Annotated in this window: 13 protein-coding genes; 7 read left to right on the plus strand and 6 right to left on the minus strand. The window is 70.1% G+C overall.

From position 1 onward, the window contains the following. Window positions 1–196 precede the first annotated feature (196 nt). Window positions 197–2,581: a PAS domain S-box protein gene (locus ACZ5KV_RS11360; RefSeq protein WP_464239419.1), complete on the minus strand. Its 2,385-nt coding sequence runs from the start codon at window positions 2,579–2,581 to the stop codon at window positions 197–199. Between the two features lie 74 nt (window positions 2,582–2,655). After that, on the minus strand, window positions 2,656–3,573 hold the full coding sequence (locus tag ACZ5KV_RS11365) for a DMT family transporter (protein WP_464239420.1): 918 nt from the start codon (window positions 3,571–3,573) through the stop codon (window positions 2,656–2,658). A 283-nt stretch (window positions 3,574–3,856) separates the two neighbouring features. Here ACZ5KV_RS11365 and ACZ5KV_RS11370 point away from each other — a divergent pair, with 283 nt between their 5' ends. Then, window positions 3,857–5,011 (plus strand): (Fe-S)-binding protein, encoded by a 1,155-nt coding sequence (locus ACZ5KV_RS11370; protein WP_464239421.1) that lies wholly within the window; start codon window positions 3,857–3,859, stop codon window positions 5,009–5,011. Between the two features lie 73 nt (window positions 5,012–5,084). After that, window positions 5,085–7,598 carry a preprotein translocase subunit SecA gene (secA, locus tag ACZ5KV_RS11375; protein ID WP_464239422.1) on the plus strand — a complete coding sequence of 838 codons (2,514 nt, stop codon included), beginning with the start codon at window positions 5,085–5,087 and terminating at the stop codon, window positions 7,596–7,598. A 1-nt stretch (window position 7,599) separates the two neighbouring features. Here secA and ACZ5KV_RS11380 read toward each other — a convergent pair whose 3' ends face one another. Further along, window positions 7,600–8,247 carry a class I SAM-dependent methyltransferase gene (locus ACZ5KV_RS11380; RefSeq protein ID WP_464239423.1) on the minus strand — a complete coding sequence of 216 codons (648 nt, stop codon included), beginning with the start codon at window positions 8,245–8,247 and terminating at the stop codon, window positions 7,600–7,602. A gap of 406 nt (window positions 8,248–8,653) precedes the next feature. On the opposite strand from ACZ5KV_RS11380, the gene ACZ5KV_RS11385 reads away from it, so the two are divergent. The 3 genes from ACZ5KV_RS11385 to ACZ5KV_RS11395 are packed head-to-tail and all read left to right on the plus strand — an operon-like array spanning window position 8,654 to window position 10,907. Beyond that, the gene (locus ACZ5KV_RS11385) at window positions 8,654–9,466 is read left to right on the plus strand and encodes a glycosyltransferase (RefSeq protein WP_464239424.1); all 813 of its coding nucleotides are present in this window, start codon (window positions 8,654–8,656) and stop codon (window positions 9,464–9,466) included. Further along, window positions 9,463–10,047 carry a class I SAM-dependent methyltransferase gene (locus tag ACZ5KV_RS11390; RefSeq protein WP_464239425.1) on the plus strand — a complete coding sequence of 195 codons (585 nt, stop codon included), beginning with the start codon at window positions 9,463–9,465 and terminating at the stop codon, window positions 10,045–10,047. Before ACZ5KV_RS11385 ends, ACZ5KV_RS11390 begins: the two co-directional genes overlap by 4 nt. Window positions 10,048–10,091: 44 nt before the next feature. Next, window positions 10,092–10,907 (plus strand): class I SAM-dependent methyltransferase, encoded by an 816-nt coding sequence (locus ACZ5KV_RS11395; protein WP_464239426.1) that lies wholly within the window; start codon window positions 10,092–10,094, stop codon window positions 10,905–10,907. Window positions 10,908–10,999: 92 nt separating this feature from the next. Here the strand turns inward: ACZ5KV_RS11395 and ACZ5KV_RS11400 are convergent, their stop codons facing one another. After that, window positions 11,000–11,542, minus strand: coding sequence for a ferritin-like domain-containing protein (locus ACZ5KV_RS11400; protein ID WP_464239427.1), 543 nt, complete (start codon window positions 11,540–11,542; stop codon window positions 11,000–11,002). Between the two features lie 224 nt (window positions 11,543–11,766). On the opposite strand from ACZ5KV_RS11400, the gene ACZ5KV_RS11405 reads away from it, so the two are divergent. Further along, entirely contained in the window at window positions 11,767–12,168 is a 402-nt protein-coding gene (locus ACZ5KV_RS11405; protein WP_464239428.1) for a bacteriohemerythrin, read from the plus strand. A 109-nt stretch (window positions 12,169–12,277) separates the two neighbouring features. On the opposite strand, the gene ACZ5KV_RS11410 is transcribed toward ACZ5KV_RS11405, so the two are convergent. Both ACZ5KV_RS11410 and ACZ5KV_RS11415 read right to left on the minus strand, forming a co-directional pair. Beyond that, a complete protein-coding gene (locus tag ACZ5KV_RS11410) occupies window positions 12,278–13,465 on the minus strand; it encodes a pyridoxal phosphate-dependent aminotransferase (protein WP_464239429.1) in 1,188 nt (395 codons plus the stop codon). Window positions 13,466–13,527: 62 nt separating this feature from the next. Then, complete coding sequence (locus ACZ5KV_RS11415; RefSeq protein WP_464239430.1) at window positions 13,528–15,015, minus strand: sigma 54-interacting transcriptional regulator; 1,488 nt, start codon at window positions 15,013–15,015, stop codon at window positions 13,528–13,530. Window positions 15,016–15,154: 139 nt separating this feature from the next. On the opposite strand from ACZ5KV_RS11415, the gene ACZ5KV_RS11420 reads away from it, so the two are divergent. Next, on the plus strand, window positions 15,155–15,973 hold the full coding sequence (locus ACZ5KV_RS11420) for an acyl-[acyl-carrier-protein] thioesterase (protein WP_464239431.1): 819 nt from the start codon (window positions 15,155–15,157) through the stop codon (window positions 15,971–15,973). The last annotated feature ends 77 nt before the right edge of the window (window positions 15,974–16,050 follow it).

Consider the following 16,050-nt stretch of genomic DNA (forward strand, 5'->3'; position numbering starts at 1 on the left):
CCTTTGGGTTTTGTTTGCGGGGGGCGGCGGGTGCTCGGCATACCCGGACGGCCTCCCGGCCGTGCCCGTTCCTCCCGCGCGGTCGCGGGACGGCGTGCGGGGTCAAGGGGTCCCCGACCCCTTGCGGGGGTCCAGGGGGCGGCGCCCCTTGGCGGGGTCCGGGGCGGCGCCCCGGCCGCCGGAGGCCGCGTTGCCGCTACTCCTTGCCGTCGGCGTGCGGAGTGCGGCGCGGGCCGCTTCGGGGCAGGCGCACGGTGAAGCGCGCCCCGGCGCCGGGCTGGGATTCCACGCTGATGGCGCCGCCGTGGTTGCGCGCGACGATGAAATAGGACACGGACAGGCCCAGGCCGGTGCCCTGGCCGGGGGGTTTGGTGGTGAAGAAGGGGTCGAAGATGCGTCCGCGCCGGTCTTCGGGGATGCCGGGACCGTTGTCCTCTACCTCGGCGAGCACGGCGTCGGAGGTGGCGCTGGTGCGCAGGGTGATGCGCGGGGGAGCTGCCCCGCTTGCACGCGAGGCCAGGGCATGGGCCGCGTTGGTCAGCAGGTTGAGGAAAACCTGTTGCAGCTCCTGGGCCGAGCCGGGGATTTCGGGCAGGGCCGGGTCCAGCTCGGCGACGATCTCGATCCGCCGGAAGTCGTAGCCCCGGGCGAGGTCGTAGCCGCCCTCCACCAGTTGCAGGGCGCCTTGCAGGCATTGGTTCAGGTCCAGCGGGGCGTGGGCGGCCTGGCCGCCGCGGGCGAAATTGAGCATGTTGCTCACGATGGCCGCCGCGCGGCTGCCGGAATCGATGATGCCCGTGAGGAAGCGCGGGATGCCGCGCTCTTCCATGTAGGCGGCCATGGCGTCCATGGGGCAGCCGTGGGCCTGGGCGGCTTCGCGGTTGGCGGGCAGGTCGGGGTCGAGCCTGCGGCGGATGTTCTGGGCGCCCTGAAGGATGCCCGCCAGGGGGTTGTTGATCTCGTGGGCCATGCCCGCCGCCAGCCCGCCGACGCTCATCATTTTTTCGCTCTGGATCAGGGTTTCCTCCATGAGCACCCGCTCGGTGACCTCGTCCAGGCGCACCACGGCCTGCCCGGTGCCGTCCCCGCCGGTTTCCCCGGCGCCGCCCGTCTCGTCCGTGTCGTTTGTCCGGCCGGGGGGGGCCTGGGGGTCCAGGGGGTAGATGAGCAGGTCCCAGTAGCGCAGGCCGCCGTCCATTTCGCGCGGCATGGCCTTGCGCGACAGGGGCGCGCCGCCCTCGCGCAGGGTGCGCAGCATGTCGTCGAGCCCCGGGAAGCCCGGCAGGGCCTGGGCAAAGGGCAGCCCCACGACATGCGCACCCGCGCACAGGGCCTGGGCCGCGCCGTTGCACAGGGTGATCCGCCCCCGGGCATCGACCACGAACAGCGCCGAGGGCATGGCGTCGGCCAACTGGTGCATGGCCCGGCGCACGCGCGAGAGTTCCTGCTCGGCGTGCTTGCGCTCGGTGATGTCCAGCACGGTGAAGATCATGCCCTCTTCGGGGCGCTCGGGGTCCATCCAGGCCGAGCCGAGCAGCACGTTGAGCGGCGTGCCGTCCTTGCGGCGGAACACGGTCTCCACCGTGCCGCTGCCGAAGCGCTCCACCAGCGGGGAGCGCACGAGCCCGACGCGCAGAAATTCCTCGGGGCTTGGGTAGAGGATGCTCGCGCTTTTGCCGCGCAGTTCGTCGGCCTCGTAGCCGAGCATGCGGCAGAGCACGTCGTTGACCGTGCCGATGACGCGCTCGCGCACGGTGCCCATGCCCACGGGCGCGGCGCGGAAGAGGCCGGACATGAAGGCCTCGCTGCGGCGCAGGGCCTCTTCGGCGCGCAGGCGGTCGGTGGCGTCGTGGATGATGGAGCACAACAGGTTGCGGCCGTGGACGCGCACCGGGCCGGAGTGGACCTCCACGTCGCGCAGTTCGCCCGAGGCCAGGCGGTGGCGGAAGTGGAAGAAGGTGCGCCGCGTGCGCCGGGCGGCCTCCATCTCCCGACGGACCTTCTCAGGAGGCAGGGCGTTGATGTCCAGGATGGTCATGGTCCGCAGGATTTCACACGGGTAGCCGTAGAAGCGGCAGGCCATGGCGTTGGCTTCCTCGATGCGGCCGGAGTCGGGGTCGATGAGCAGCATGGCGGTCTGGGCGTGCTCGAAGACGCTGGCGAAGAGATTCCATTCCTCGGGGAGTTCGGGTTCGTCGGTGGTGGTCACGGCCAGTCCCTCCATGCGCCGGGAAGTGTCGTCCTCGGCCAGGGTCGCCCCGCGCAGAAGCAGGGGCCGCCAGCCGCCATCCGGCCTGCGCAGGCGGACGGCCAGTTCCAGGCGCATGCTCGCGCCCGCGGAGCATGCTTCCAGGGCCTGGTCCAGTTCGGGCAGGTCGTCGGGGTGCAGCAGGTGGCGGCAGAAGGGGGAACGGCAGGTTCGCGGGGTTGCGCCGCAGGCGGTAAGCTCCGGGAGACCGGGGCCGCAAAGGAAATCCTTCCGGTCGAGGTCGTAGGCCCACAAACCGCCGCAAGCGGCTTCCATCACGCCGCTCACGTCCCAGGTCCCGGTTTCGGGCCCGGTGTCGCGTCCGTTCTCCATGGGTCCGTCTGGTCCGCCTTTCCCGGTTTGGTTCAGCTATACCAGAAAGGCCGCAGGGGGAAAAGCCTTTTCCCTCAGTGGGTCGCGTCCTCGTCGCCCGGGCGTGCCTCGCGGCAGAGCAGCACCCCGCCGAGCACCAGGGCCGAGGCCGCGAACTGCTGGGGTGTGAAGACCTCGCCCAGCAGCCACCAGCCCAGGAGGACCACCACCACCGGGATGAGGTTCATGAACGCCCCGGCTTGGCTGGCGGGCAGGTATTTGACCCCGTAATTGTAGCACAGGTAGGCGCCCAGGGTCACGCCCAGGCCCAGAAAGACCACGCTGCCCACGGCCAGGGGCGGGAAGCTGCGCGGCAGTTCCGTGCCCGGCAGGGCCAGGGCGGGCAGGAAGAACAGCGTGCCGACCACGGCCATCACCGCCGTGAGATAGAGCGGGCTGTAGCGCGCCGAGAGGTGCTTGGCGGTGACGATGTAGCAGGTGGCCGAGGCCATGGCCAGAACCTCCAGCACGTTGCCCAGCAGGGGATCGGGCGCGCTTTCGCTGGCCTGGCCCGAAAGGGACAGCCAGGCCACCCCGGCCAGGGCCAGCACGAATCCGGCCATGGTTCGTCGCGAAACGCGCTCGCCCAGGAAGGCCACGGCCGCCCCGGCGATCATCAGCGGCAGGACGGCCGCGATCATCCCGGCCTGGGAGGCCGTGGTCAGGCGCAGGGCATTGGCCTCGAATACGAAATACAGGCACGGTTCGCCCAGGCTCATGAACAGCAGCAGGCGCAGGTCGCCGGGGCGGCGGTCCTGGTGCGGATGCATGCGCACGGCCACGGGCAGCAGCACCAGGGCGGCCAGGGCCATGCGCCCGAAGACGACGACCATGGGATCAAAAATGGCCACCGCGTATTTCATGGCCACGAAGGCCCCGGCCCACAGCAGCGAGGCCATGGTCAGCGCGGCCACGGGCAGGACCAGGGAGACGGAGGGCAGGGCGGGAGTCACGGCAGGCCTCGGGCAGGAGGTGGAGGGGCGAAGGCAGAAGTAGCTCCGGCGGGGGAGGGTGTAAAGCGAAACCCGCGCAGGGCAGGGCGCGGGGGGCGGCTGTTTCGCCGTGCGCGCCGGGGCGGCGGTTCGCGTATGCCCCGCCGGAGCCCGGAGGCCGTTTCCGGCCTCGGGGCGCATTGACGCGGGCCGGGAGCATGCTTATCTTCTTCTGTTGCCCCATGGATGCGCGCCAAGGCGCGCAGGGCCCCACCCCGAGACCATCACGGAGCGCCCAGAAATCATGGATTCCCCCGCGCGGCCGCAGGAGCCGCAGTGCATCCTGTGCGGCCGCTGCCTCGAAGTCTGCCCGCTGCTCGCCGCCACCGGGCGCGAGGAACTGTCCCCCCGGGCCAAGCTGTTCACCCTGCGCCGCCTGGACGAGGCCCCCGGCACCTTGAGCGCCCGGAGCGTGGAGCATCTGGCCGGGCTGTGCCTGTCGTGCGGGCGCTGCTCGCGGGTCTGCCCCCAGCGGCTGGACGTGCCCGCCGCCGTGGCCCGGGCCCGGGGGCGGCATCCCGGCTTCGCCGCCTGGGCCTGGAAGGCCTGGATCGGCGGGGCCGACGCCCTGTGGCCGGGGGCGGCGCGCCTGGGCGCCCTGCTGGGGCCGCGCGGCGGCCCGGGCTCCCCGGCCCGCAAGCTGGCGGCCATGGTCCAGGCCGCGCCCCGGGCCCTGCTGCGGCCCGAGGCGTTCGAGCCTTGCCCTGACGCCGGGAAGACCGTACTTTTCAGCGGGTGCCTGGCGCGGACCCTGCGCCCGGCCTGGGCGGGCAAGGCCACGGCCCTGCTGCGCGGCCTGGGCTGCGAGCCCGGGCCCGAGCCCGGCTGGGGCTGCTGCGGCGCCACCCTGGGCCACGCCGGGCTGGCCGGGGCCCGGGCAGAGGCCGTGGCCCGCAACGTGGCCGCGTGGCGCGCGGCGGGCCGCCCCCGGGTGGTGACGTTTTGCGCTTCGTGCACCCACGGTCTGTCCGCCTACGCCGCGGACCCCGCCGCCGGGCTGGACGCCGCCGAGGCCGCCGCCTGGGCCCGGGCCGTCACGCCGCTGTCGCGGCTGTTGCGTACGGTGCGTTTTTCCGTCGCCGCGCCGACCGGGCGGGTGCTGTATCACGCGCCCTGCCATGCCGGGGCCGACGACCCCGACCGCGCCTGGCTGACCGGCCTGCCGGGCCTGGAGCCGGACGCGGGCGACGGCCGCGACTGCTGCGGCCTGGGCGGCGTCATGCAGCTCGGCGCGCCGGGCCTGTCGCAGGCCGTGGCCGCGCGGCTGTGGCAACGCCGCGCCGCCCGCGAGGGCGACCTGCTGCTGTCCGGATGCAGCGGCTGCCTGACGCAGCTTGCCGCCACCGCCCCCGGGGGCGTGGCCGTGGCCCATTGGCTGGATTGCATCGACATCTCTTGAAAAGTCGCATACCACGTTGCCCAAACGGCGCGCCCCGGACCGGGCCGCGCGCCACGCCAAGCGAGGAAAGCATATGCTGGGGCTCATCGGCCGCAAGATCTTCGGGACCAAGAACGAGCGCTACCTGAAAAAACTCGGCCCCCTGGTGGACGCCATCGGCGGCCTGGAACAGGATATGCGCAAGCTTGCCGACGCCGACTTCCCGGCGCGCACGGGCGAATTGCGCGCCCAGGCCCAGGCCGGGCGCAGCCTGGACGAGATGCTGCCCGAGGTCTTCGCCCTGGTGCGCGAGGCCGGGCGCCGCGCGCTGGACATGCGCCACTTCGACGTGCAGCTCGTGGGCGGCATCACCCTGCACCAGGGCCGCATCGCCGAGATGCGCACCGGCGAAGGCAAGACCCTGGTGGCGACCCTGCCCGTGGTACTCAACGCCCTGACGGGCAAGGGCGCCCACGTGGTCACCGTCAACGACTACCTCGCCCGGCGCGACGCCGAGTGGATGGGCCGACTCTATTCCTTCCTCGGCCTGTCCACGGGCGTCATCGTCCACGGCCTGGACGACGCCCAGCGCAAGGCCGCCTACGGCGCCGACATCACTTACGGCACCAACAACGAATTCGGCTTCGACTACCTGCGCGACAACATGAAGTTCTACCTCGAACAGCTCGTGCAGCGCGACCTGAACTTCTGCATCGTGGACGAGGTGGACTCCATCCTCATCGACGAGGCGCGCACCCCGCTGATCATCTCCGGCCAGGCCGAAATGGCCGTGGGCCTGTATACCCAGATCGACGCCATCATCCCCGGCCTCAAGGCCGACCAGGACTTCACCCTGGACGAAAAAGCCCGCACCGTGGCCCTGACCGACGAAGGCTCGGCCCGCTGCGAGCAGATTCTGAACATCGACAACCTCTACGACCCGGCCAACATCACCTACCAGCACCACATCCTTCAGGCCCTCAAGGCCCACAAGCTCTTCAAGCGCGACGACGACTACATCGTCAAGGAAGGGCAGGTGGTCATCGTGGACGAGTTCACCGGGCGGCTCATGCCCGGGCGGCGCTTCTCCGACGGCCTGCATCAGGCTCTGGAGGCCAAGGAAGGCGTGAAGGTCGAGGCCGAGAACCAGACCCTGGCCTCCATCACCTTCCAGAACTTCTTCCGCATGTACGCCAAGCTCTCGGGCATGACCGGCACCGCCGACACCGAGGCCGTGGAATTCAAGCAGATCTACGACCTGGACGTGGTGGCCATCCCCACCAACATGCCCATGGTCCGCAAGGACCACCCCGACGCCATCTACAAGAACCAGCAGGCCAAATACCGGGCCATCGTCCGCGAGATCGAGGAGCTGCACAAGAAGGGCCAGCCCGTGCTGGTGGGCACCGTGTCCATCGACAAGTCCGAGCTTATCAGCTCCATGCTCACCAAGCGCCGCGTGCCGCACAACGTGCTCAACGCCAAGCAGCACGAGAAGGAGGCCGAGATCGTGGCCGAGGCCGGGCAGCGCGGCAAGGTGACCATCGCCACCAACATGGCCGGGCGCGGTACGGACATCAAGCTCGGCGAGGGCGTCAAGGACCTGGGCGGCCTGTTCATCCTGGGCACCGAGCGCCACGAGTCGCGGCGTATCGACAACCAGTTGCGCGGCCGTTCGGGCCGCCAGGGCGACCCCGGCGCCTCGCGCTTCTACCTGGCCCTGGACGACGACCTCATGCGTCTGTTCGGCTCCGACCGCCTGACGGGCATCATGGAGCGCCTGGGCCTGAACGAGGAGGACGCCATCGAGAACGCCATGGTCTCCCGGGCCATCGAGAACGCCCAGAAGCGCGTGGAAGCCCACAACTTCGACATCCGCAAGCAGCTCCTGGACTTCGACGACACCATGAACCAGCAGCGCGCCGCCATCTACGCCCAGCGCCGCCAGATCATGGCCGCCGACGAGGAGCGCCTTCAGGAGATGGTCGAGGCATTCACCGACGACCTGCTGGAGGAACTCTACGCGCCCATCGCCGCCAGCAAGCAGCCCGACCCCGAGGACGTGGACTACTGCGCCGCGCGCCTGGAGGAGATTTTCGACCTCTGGGACGCCCAGACCATGAAGGCCGACCTGCCCGCCCGCGACGAGGCCCTTGCGGGCGTCATGGACAAGTTCTCCACCCTGCGCGCGGGCGCGCCCGACGTGTACAAGGAAATCCTGCGCTATTTCCTGCTCGACGCTCTGGACCGCAACTGGAAGGAACACCTGCTGGCCATGGACCACCTGCGCGAGGGCATCGGCCTGCGCGGCTACGGCCAGAAGGACCCCAAGCAGGAGTACAAGCGCGAAGGCTTCACCCTGTTCCAGGACATGCTGGCGCGCATCAAGGAGCACGCCCTGCGGGCCCTGGTGCGCGTGCGCCTCAAGGCCGAGGTGGAGGAGGAGGACTTCAAGCACAAGGAGGAGCCCGCCAAGGTGCGCTACTCCGGCGGCGCCCAGGCCGCCCAGCAGCCCGAAACCGTGCGCCGCGACGCGCCCAAGACAGGCCGCAACGACCCCTGCCCCTGCGGCAGCGGCAAGAAGTACAAGAAGTGCTGCGGCAAGTAGCCTAGCCGGGCTGCGGGGCCTCGGGCCTGCGGAAGAGCTGGCGGCGGGTTATGGAATTGATGTAGCCGTCCTGGACGAGTTCCAGCCCCTGGGCCGCGCACAGGGCGGGGTAGACGTTGTTCCAGTTGTCGCGGTTGTTTTCGCCCCGGCACACCAGCGGGAACCAGACCACGCCCCACAGCCCCAGGCGTGGCCTGCTCCAATCCACCAGCAGGAAGCGGCCGCCGGGCCGGAGCACGCGGGCGGCCTCGGCGACGGTCGCCCGGCGCACGGCGGGCGGCGTCTCGTGCAGGGCCATGGAGGTCATCACGAGATCGAAATGTCCGTCGGGGTAAGGCAACTCGTCCATGGACCCCCGGCGGAACTCCACGGGACAGGGGGCGTTGTCCGCCTGGCTGCGCGCGCAGGCCAACTGGTCTTCGGACAGGTCCAGCCCGACGATGGACGCATCGGGGGCGGCCCGCTCCGCCAGCGCCAGACTGAGGGCTCCCGGGCCGCAGCCCAGGTCCAGGGCGCGCGCTCCGCTTTCCAGCGTCAGGTCGCCGAGCCCCCGGCGATAGAACCCGGGGCCCATGCCGAACAGCGCGGCCCAGCGCCGGTACCAGTCGCCACCCATGAAGCCATTGAATTCCCTTCCTTTTTCGGCCATGGTCGTCCCACCTCCTTCTTTTTGAGATTGATTTTCATTCGCACGCTATGCCTTCTCTTGCGGGCTGTCAAAGGGGAGAGCGCGATTGGGGGGGGGAAAACGGAGGAGGAATCGGCAAGGGTGCGGCTGCCGCCGTTTCGATGCCCCTGGAATGCCCCGGCCCGGGCGCGTGGTCGGCATTTGCTGCACAGGGCGGCGTGGGGCTGGCATTCGGGCCTCCACAGTGTTGTCGCGGAGTTCCTGATTCCAAAACCACGCTCCCCGGGCCGGGGCCGCGCGCCTCGGGGCAGGGCGAAACCGTTGGCCTATGTTTTGCATTTTATCCGTTTCACTGCCTGCGGCGTCCGGGCGGGGGGCCCGGCGCGCCCCGCAGGCGTCGCGCCGTTTCCCAAAGGGGGCCTGAGCGATGATCGCGGTCTGCTATCCCAAGGATGGCTGGATATTACAACGCATGGCGGAGCACCTGCTGGCGCGGATTCCCGAAAGCATCGGGCTGGACTACGAAGATCCGGAGACGTGGACCCCCGGCGGCGTGCTCGACTCAGGGCCGCAAAAGCTCAATTATTTCATAAATTACGCCACGATGCGCCGGACGACGGCCAAGCTCGACGCCGCCTGGTTCACCCATCCCGAGGACAACGGCCTGTTCTGGGAGGTCGCCCGCCATGTGGACCTGGCGGTCTGCAATTGCGACCAGTACCGCCGGGCGCTGGAGAGCCGGGGCTGCCGCGCGGCCACGGTCCTGCCCGGGGTGGAGGCGGCGTTCACGCCCAAGCTCGTCCTGGGGTTCGTCGGCCGTTTCAACTCCTACGGAAAGCGCAAGGGCGTGGACCTGCTGCAACAGGTCGGCGGGTTGGAGTTCGTGGAGCTTGCCGTCTCCGACGGCCGTTTGACCCTTGAGGAATTGCCCGCGTTCTACCGCAGGCTGGACTACGTTCTGGTGACCTCGCGCTACGAGGGCGGGCCGATGTGCCTGCTGGAAGGGCTGGCCTGCGGCAAGCAGGTCATCTGCCCGCCGGACGTGGGCTTTGCGGATCGCTTCCCCGAGGGCATCGTCCCCTACGACAATGGCGATTTTTCCAGCCTGGAGCGGGTGTTGCGCGAGTTGTACGCGAAGAAGCTGCGTTTGGCCGCCATGGTCCGCGACTGTACGTGGGAGCGCTGGGTGCTGGACCACCTGCGCCTGTTCACCGCCCTGATCCGGGAGAGAAATGCATGAGACACGCGGTCAACGCCTACGCCCGCCGCCGGAACATGGCGGAGATCAACCTGCACCTCGGCTGCGGGGGCCAGAACCTTGACGGTTGGATCAACATCGACAACTACGACTACGAGGCGGGCGACACGTCGCGCGACGGCGCGCACTACGACCTGAAAATGGACATCCGCGCCATCGATGCCGCCCCGGACAGCGTGGACCGCATTCTCCTCATCCACGTGCTCGAACACTTCGTGCGCTGGGAGGCGCTGGACCTCCTGGCCCAGTTCCACCGCCTGCTCAGGCCGGGCGGCCTGCTGATGATGGAGCACCCGGACCTGGACGGCTGCATCCGGATGTACCTGGAAGGCAGCATGAGCATCGAGACGCCGCTGGGGACGCTGAACCAGGGCTTCACCCAGTTCTACGGCAACCAGTGGGACCGGCTGGACTACGAAACGCACCGCTACGTCTGGACGAAGCCGGAGATGGCCGCCGAGTTGGGCAGGATCGGGTTCGAGATTCTCGTTCTGGACAATCAGGCCAAGTTTCACGTTCCGGAGCGGGACATGCGCGTCGTGGCGCGCAAGAGGGCGGATTGATTCCTGCCGGGGCCGCCGCGGCGGCCTCCGCGCGCGAGGTACGGATGACACAGCCTTTCCAGGCGGTTCTGGCCGCCATAGAGCAACTGGTGACCGAGCACCCGGAACTGGCGCCGCAGATCGAGGCGATTGCGGCAAGGGCCCGGGCCCGGACCTCCGGCGACCGCCCCCCGCGCGCGGAGCAGGCGCCGCCGCAGGGTGCCCCGGCGGAGGACGTTTCGGCGCGGGAGGTCTTCCGCAAGGTCTACGCGCAGGGGCACTGGGGCCGTTCCGACGACCCGGAGCAGCCGTTTTTCTCGGGCCGGGGCTCGCACGACGCGGCGTTCGTGGAACCCTACGTCACCGCCGTGGGGCGCTTCCTGTCCGCCGCGCCGGTCCGGTTTTCCGCTCTGGACGTGGGCTGCGGGGATTTCAACGTCGGCTCGCGGCTGCGGCCCCTGTGCGCCGCGTACACGGCCTGCGATGTCGTCGAGGAGTTGATAGCGCACAACAAGGTGCAGTTCCGGCACCTCGATGTCGATTTCCGGGTGCTCGACCTGGTGCGGGACGCATTGCCGCACGCCGATGTGATCTTCGTGCGCCAGGTGTTGCAGCATCTGTCCAACGCCCAGATCGCCACGGCCGCCGCGAAGCTGGCCGCAAGCTGCCGCTATCTGGTCGTCACGGAGCACCTGCCCGGGGGCGGCGCCTTCGAAGCGAACCTGGACAAGCCTGCCGGGGCGGACATCCGGCTGGCCTTTCGCAGCGGCGTGGTGCTCACGGAGCCGCCCTTCGGGCTCGCGCCCGCCTCGCGGGAGGTGCTGTGCGAGGTGCCCGCCGGGGCTGGCGTCGTCAGGACCATGCTGTACCGCTTCGCCTGAGGCCCTGCCCGCGCGGCGCGGCAGGCCCGGGCCACGCAAAAGGCCCCGCTCCGTTGCCGGAGCGGGGCCTTGCGTTGCGTGTGGGGCGGGGCCTATTCGGCGGCGCCCAGGGAGAAGCCCTTGCTGGCGGCGCCGGTGCTGGCGGAGGTGCCGGCGATCTTGGACAGGTAGGTGTCGCCCAGGGTCTTGATGTGGTTGCCCACGTTGTCGAAGTGGTTGAAATGGCCCTGCTCCTCGTCGATGATGGCCTCGAAGAGCTTGGAGCTCACGTTGTCGCCGCACTCGCGGCAGACCTGCAGGAACTGGTTGTACACGTCGATGGTGTTGTCTTCCACGTCGGCGTCGAAGGGGAAGATGGTGCGCACGTCCTGGGCCTTGACGACCTTGGCGGCCAGGTCGGTGGTCGGCTCGCCGTCCAGCTCCTTGATGCGCTCGGCGAACTGCTCGGCGTGGCGCATCTCGTCGATGGCGATGAGCTTCATGTCGCGGGCCAGCTCGCCGTAGTCCATGCCGTCCAGGCCGTAGTGCTGGTTCATGTACTGGGAGATGGCGTACAGTTCCATGGCGCGGGCCTTGTTCAGGACTTCGAGGACTTTTTCCTTGCGCTTTTCCTTGTCGGTCTTCGCCTTGGGCATGGTTGTTCTCCTTTGGGTTGGGGTCGTGGCCGCGCGCGGGCGGCCGGAATGTCGTACTTCGCCTGTACTATAGGTCAAAATGCTCCGGATTCAAGAGATGAAAGCGGTTTTCATCGGCTTTTGCACACCCGGGCGGCTTGACAGCGGGCGGGGCTGTCCCTAGAAACCGCGTAACGGCGCGGACAGGGCGCCTGGCGGGAACAACGCGAAGCAGCGGAGGACGCATGTCGGCAGTGCGGTGGAACGACGGATTGCGGCTCGGGGTGGCCAAAATGGACCGGCAGCACGAGAAGGTCATGGGCCTGCTGGAGGCTCTGGGCGCCGCCAAGGCCCCGGGCGAGGCCTTCGACGAGGCCGTGGGCGAGGCTCTGGACTACATGGACTACCATTTCGCCGCAGAGCAGCGGCTGATGGAGGAGTGGGACTACCCCGACCTGGGCGAGCACGTGGACGCGCACGACGACTTCATGGTGCAGGCTGCGGACGACCTGGCCATGCTCCAGGACGGCGGCGGGGAGGAGCCTGCGGAGGCGGTGCTGCTGCGGCTGGCGGACTGGTGGGCCGGGCATATCGCGGGGGCGGACCGCAAGCTGGCGGCGTTTTTGCGCGAGCACGGCGTGAAGTAGCCCGCGCGGGTGGCCCAGACAAGACGCGGCGCGTCCGGATGTCCGGGCGCGCCGCGTCTTGCTTTTCTCGTGGGGCCCCGGGGGGGCCTTCGCGCCGGGGCTGCCGGGGCTAGAAACGGGCCAGGGCCTTGGCGAAGCCTTCGGCGGAGCGGTTGATGACTTCCTCGCCCACGCAGAAGGCCAGGCGGAAGAAGCCCGGGCAGCCGAAGCCCGAGCCCGGCACGGCCAGGATACGCTCCTCCTGAAGGGCGGCGCAGAAGGCCACGTCGTCCCCGCCCGGAGCCTGGGGGAAGAAGTAGAAGGCGCCCTTGGGCATGGTGAAGGTGTACCCGGCCTCGTCGAGGACGGTGGTCATGGCCTTGCGGCGCTCGGCGTAGACGGCGAGGTTGACCTGCGAGCCCAGGGCGCGCTCGGCGAGCATCTGGCCGATGGCCGGGGCGTTGACGAAGCCCAGGATGCGGTTGGCCAGGACGATGCCCGCCACCAGAGTGGCCTTGTCGGGCATGGCGGGGTTGACCAGGGCGTAGCCCACGCGCTCGCCCGCCAGGGACAGGCACTTGGAGAAGGAGCTGACCACCACGGAGTAGGGGTACAGCGGCAGGACGCTGGGCACCTCGCAACCGTCGAAAGTCAGGAAGCGGTAAGGCTCGTCGGCCGCGAGGTAGATCGGGCGGCCGAATTCGGCGGTCTTGCGGGCCAGGATGGCGGCCAGACCTTGCAGCTCGGCCCGGGTGTAGACCGCGCCGCTGGGGTTGTTCGGCGAGTTGATGAGCACGATGCGCGTGCGCTCGGTGATGGCGGCTTCCATGGCCGGGAGGTCCAGCTCGAAGGTCAGCGGCCTGGCGGGCACGGGGCGCAGGGTGCCGCCGTAGTTCTGCACGTAGAAGCCGTATTCCACGAAGTAAGGCGCGGGGCAGATCACCTCGTCGCCGGGCTCCAGCACGGCGCGCAGGAGCGAGTTGATGGCTCCGGCGGCGCCGCAGGTCAGCACCAGGTCGCCGGGCTCCACGGCCACGCCCTGCTCCTGGGCAAGGTGCCCGGCCAGGGCCTTGCGCGTGCTGGGGTAGCCGAAGTTGGGCATGTAGCCGAAGGCGAAGGGCCGCTCGGCGGTGGCGGCGATGTCGTGCAGGCCCTGGGCCACGGCCTTGGGCGGGGCGAGGTCGGGGTTGCCCAGGCTGAAGTCGCACACGGCGTCCTCGCCGTACTTGGCCTTGAGTTCCAGGCCCGCCTCGAACATCTTGCGGATCCAGGACGAGCTTTTGAGGTAGCCCTGGACCTGGGAGGAAAGCATCTGCATGGTCGGCGTGTCCTCGCTGCGCCGCGCGCGGCGGCTGCCCGGCCTGGGGCCGGGGGCTGGCTTCAGGGGATGTCGATTCCCCGTTTCTTGTATTCCGAAATCTTGTTGCGCAGGGTGCGCACGGAGATGCCCAGCAGGTCGGCGGCCTGGGTGCGGTTGCCCTCGGTCTGCTCCAGGCGGCGCATGATGGCGATGCGCTCGATCTCGGCCAGGGGGATGTCCCGGGCGTCCACGGCGTTGGTCAGGCCCGGATCGTCGGCGTCCGCGGTGCGGATGGCTGTGCCGATGGCGGCGCCGGGGGTGTCGGCCGGGTCGGCGCAGGGCGCGGCGGCCGGGGCGGGTTCCTCCTCGGGCAGGGGCCAGGAGTCCGCGTCGAGCAGGAAGTGGCGCTCGTCGATGGGCCCCGATCCGGCCAGCAGCACGGCGCGCTCCATGAGGTTTTGCAACTCGCGCACGTTGCCGGGCCAGTCGTAGTCCAGCAGCCAGGCCCGGGCCGAGTCGGCGAAGGCCAGCCGGGGCAGGCCGTACTGGTCGGCGAAGCGGTCCACGAAGAACTGGGCCAGGAGCATCGCGTCATCGCCGCGTTCGCGCAGGGCGGGCAGCTTGAGGGGGATGACGTTCAGGCGGAAGAAGAGGTCCTGGCGGAACTCCTTGGCGCGCACGGAGTCTTCGATATCGCGGTTGGTGGTCGCCAGCACGCGCACGTCCACCTTCACGGTCTCGGTGCCGCCCACGCGGTCAAGCTCGCTTTCCTGGAGCACGCGCAGCAGCTTGGCCTGCAGGCCGAGGTCCATCTCGGTGATCTCGTCCAGCAGGATGGTGCCGCCGTCGGCCAGCTCGAACTTGCCGAGCTTGCGGTTGATGGCCCCGGTGAAGGCGCCTTTTTCGTGGCCGAAGAGCTCGCTTTCGAGCAGGTGCTCGGGCAGGGCGGCGCAGTTGATGGCCACGAAGGGCCGCCCGGCGCGGGTGCTGTTCTGATGCAGGTAGCGGGCGAACATTTCCTTGCCGGTGCCCGACTCGCCGGAAATGAGCACCGAGGCCTTGGAGGGCGCGACCTGCCGGGCCAGGGCCAGCACGCGGCGCATGGTCGGGTGCTCGCCGAGGATGCTCACGCCGGAGGGCGCGGGCGCTGCGGGCGCGGCGCCGTGGCCGTTGCCCGCCGCTGTGGCGGCGCCGGGGGCGGGCCGGGCCGGGGCGGCTCCGGCGGGCAGGGCGGCCTGGATTTTTTCCCAGGTCAGGGGTTCCAGCCAGTAATCCTGCGCGCCGAGCTCCAGGTAGCGCTGGGCCTCGGCGGCGCTGCCGCGCTCGGTGAAGACGATCACCGGGGGGAACCCGTCCGCCCCGCGCCCGGCGGCCAGCAGATCCTCGGGGCGCACCCCGGGCAGGTCGCTGGCGGCGAAAACGAGCACGGGCCGCCGTTTGGCGATGAAATCCAGGGCGCCGCGCACGGTGTCCGCCAGCCCGGCTTCCACCCCGGCCTGCCGGAAGGAGGGGAACAGCGGGGTCAGCGGCGTGGGCCTGGAGAGGAACAGAATGGTCTTGGCGGACATGACTTGTCTTCTTAGCCTGTCCCGTCATGATTTTCAATCAAATGCGTTGGCGGGCGCCACCTCGTGGCGGGTTTCCCGGCCGCGGTTGACCTGCGGGGAGGGCGGGCCTATTTTTGCCGCCAGCACCAGGGAGGACAGGATGGACCACGAAACGACGCGGCCCGCGCCGCGCGCGGCGGAAACGGACGGGGCGGCCACGGCCGCCGGGGTCTTTGCGGCGGGTTTCACCGTGGGCATGGGCGGGGCCGTGGTGCCCGCCGTTGCGGGCTGGCTTCAGGAAGCCGCGGCGGCCCATGCCCGGGCCCTGGGTTTTTCCAGCCGCCGGATGCACGAGGCCGGGGTGGCCTGGGTGCTGGCGCGCCTGGCCCTGCGCATGGACGCCTACCCGCCCGCCGACGCGCGGATCACGGTGCGCACCTGGCCCGCCGTCCTGGAAGGCCTGCGCGCCGTGCGCGATTTCCGCATTTTCGACGCCGCCGGGGCGCAGATCGGCGCGGCGACCTCGGTCTGGGTGGCCCTGGACATGGTGCGCCGCCGGGCCGTGGCCCTGCCGGAGTTCGTCACCGCCTGCCACCCGGCCACGGGCGAGCGCGCCCTGGAACTGACGGGCCGGAGCCTGCCCGCGCCGCCCGGGCCGGGCCAGGGCCATCCGCAGTGCGCCATCCTCAGCCGCCGGGCGGACCTGGACGAAAACGGGCACGTGAACAACGTCCACCTGCTGGAATGGGCCCTGGAGCCCGTGCCCGAGGCCCTGCCCGGGCTGACGGGCGCGGCCTGCCTGCGCCCGCGCATGGTGGACATCGCCTTTCGCGCCGAGTGTCGCCATCCCGAGGCCGTGACGGCCACCTGCGCGCCCGGGGCCGCGGCGCCCCTGGGCGGCCCGGCCCTGCTGCACGGGCTGACCACCGCCGGAGGCACGGAGTTGCTGCGCCTGCGCAGCCTGTGGCCCGGGGGCTGAGGCCCGCCCGCGTGCTTCGGCGGCGCTGCGGCCCCGGGCAGGTCGCCCCGCGCCCCTGTGCCGGAACCAGCCGTCCG

This window comes from Desulfocurvus thunnarius (genome assembly GCF_055390965.1).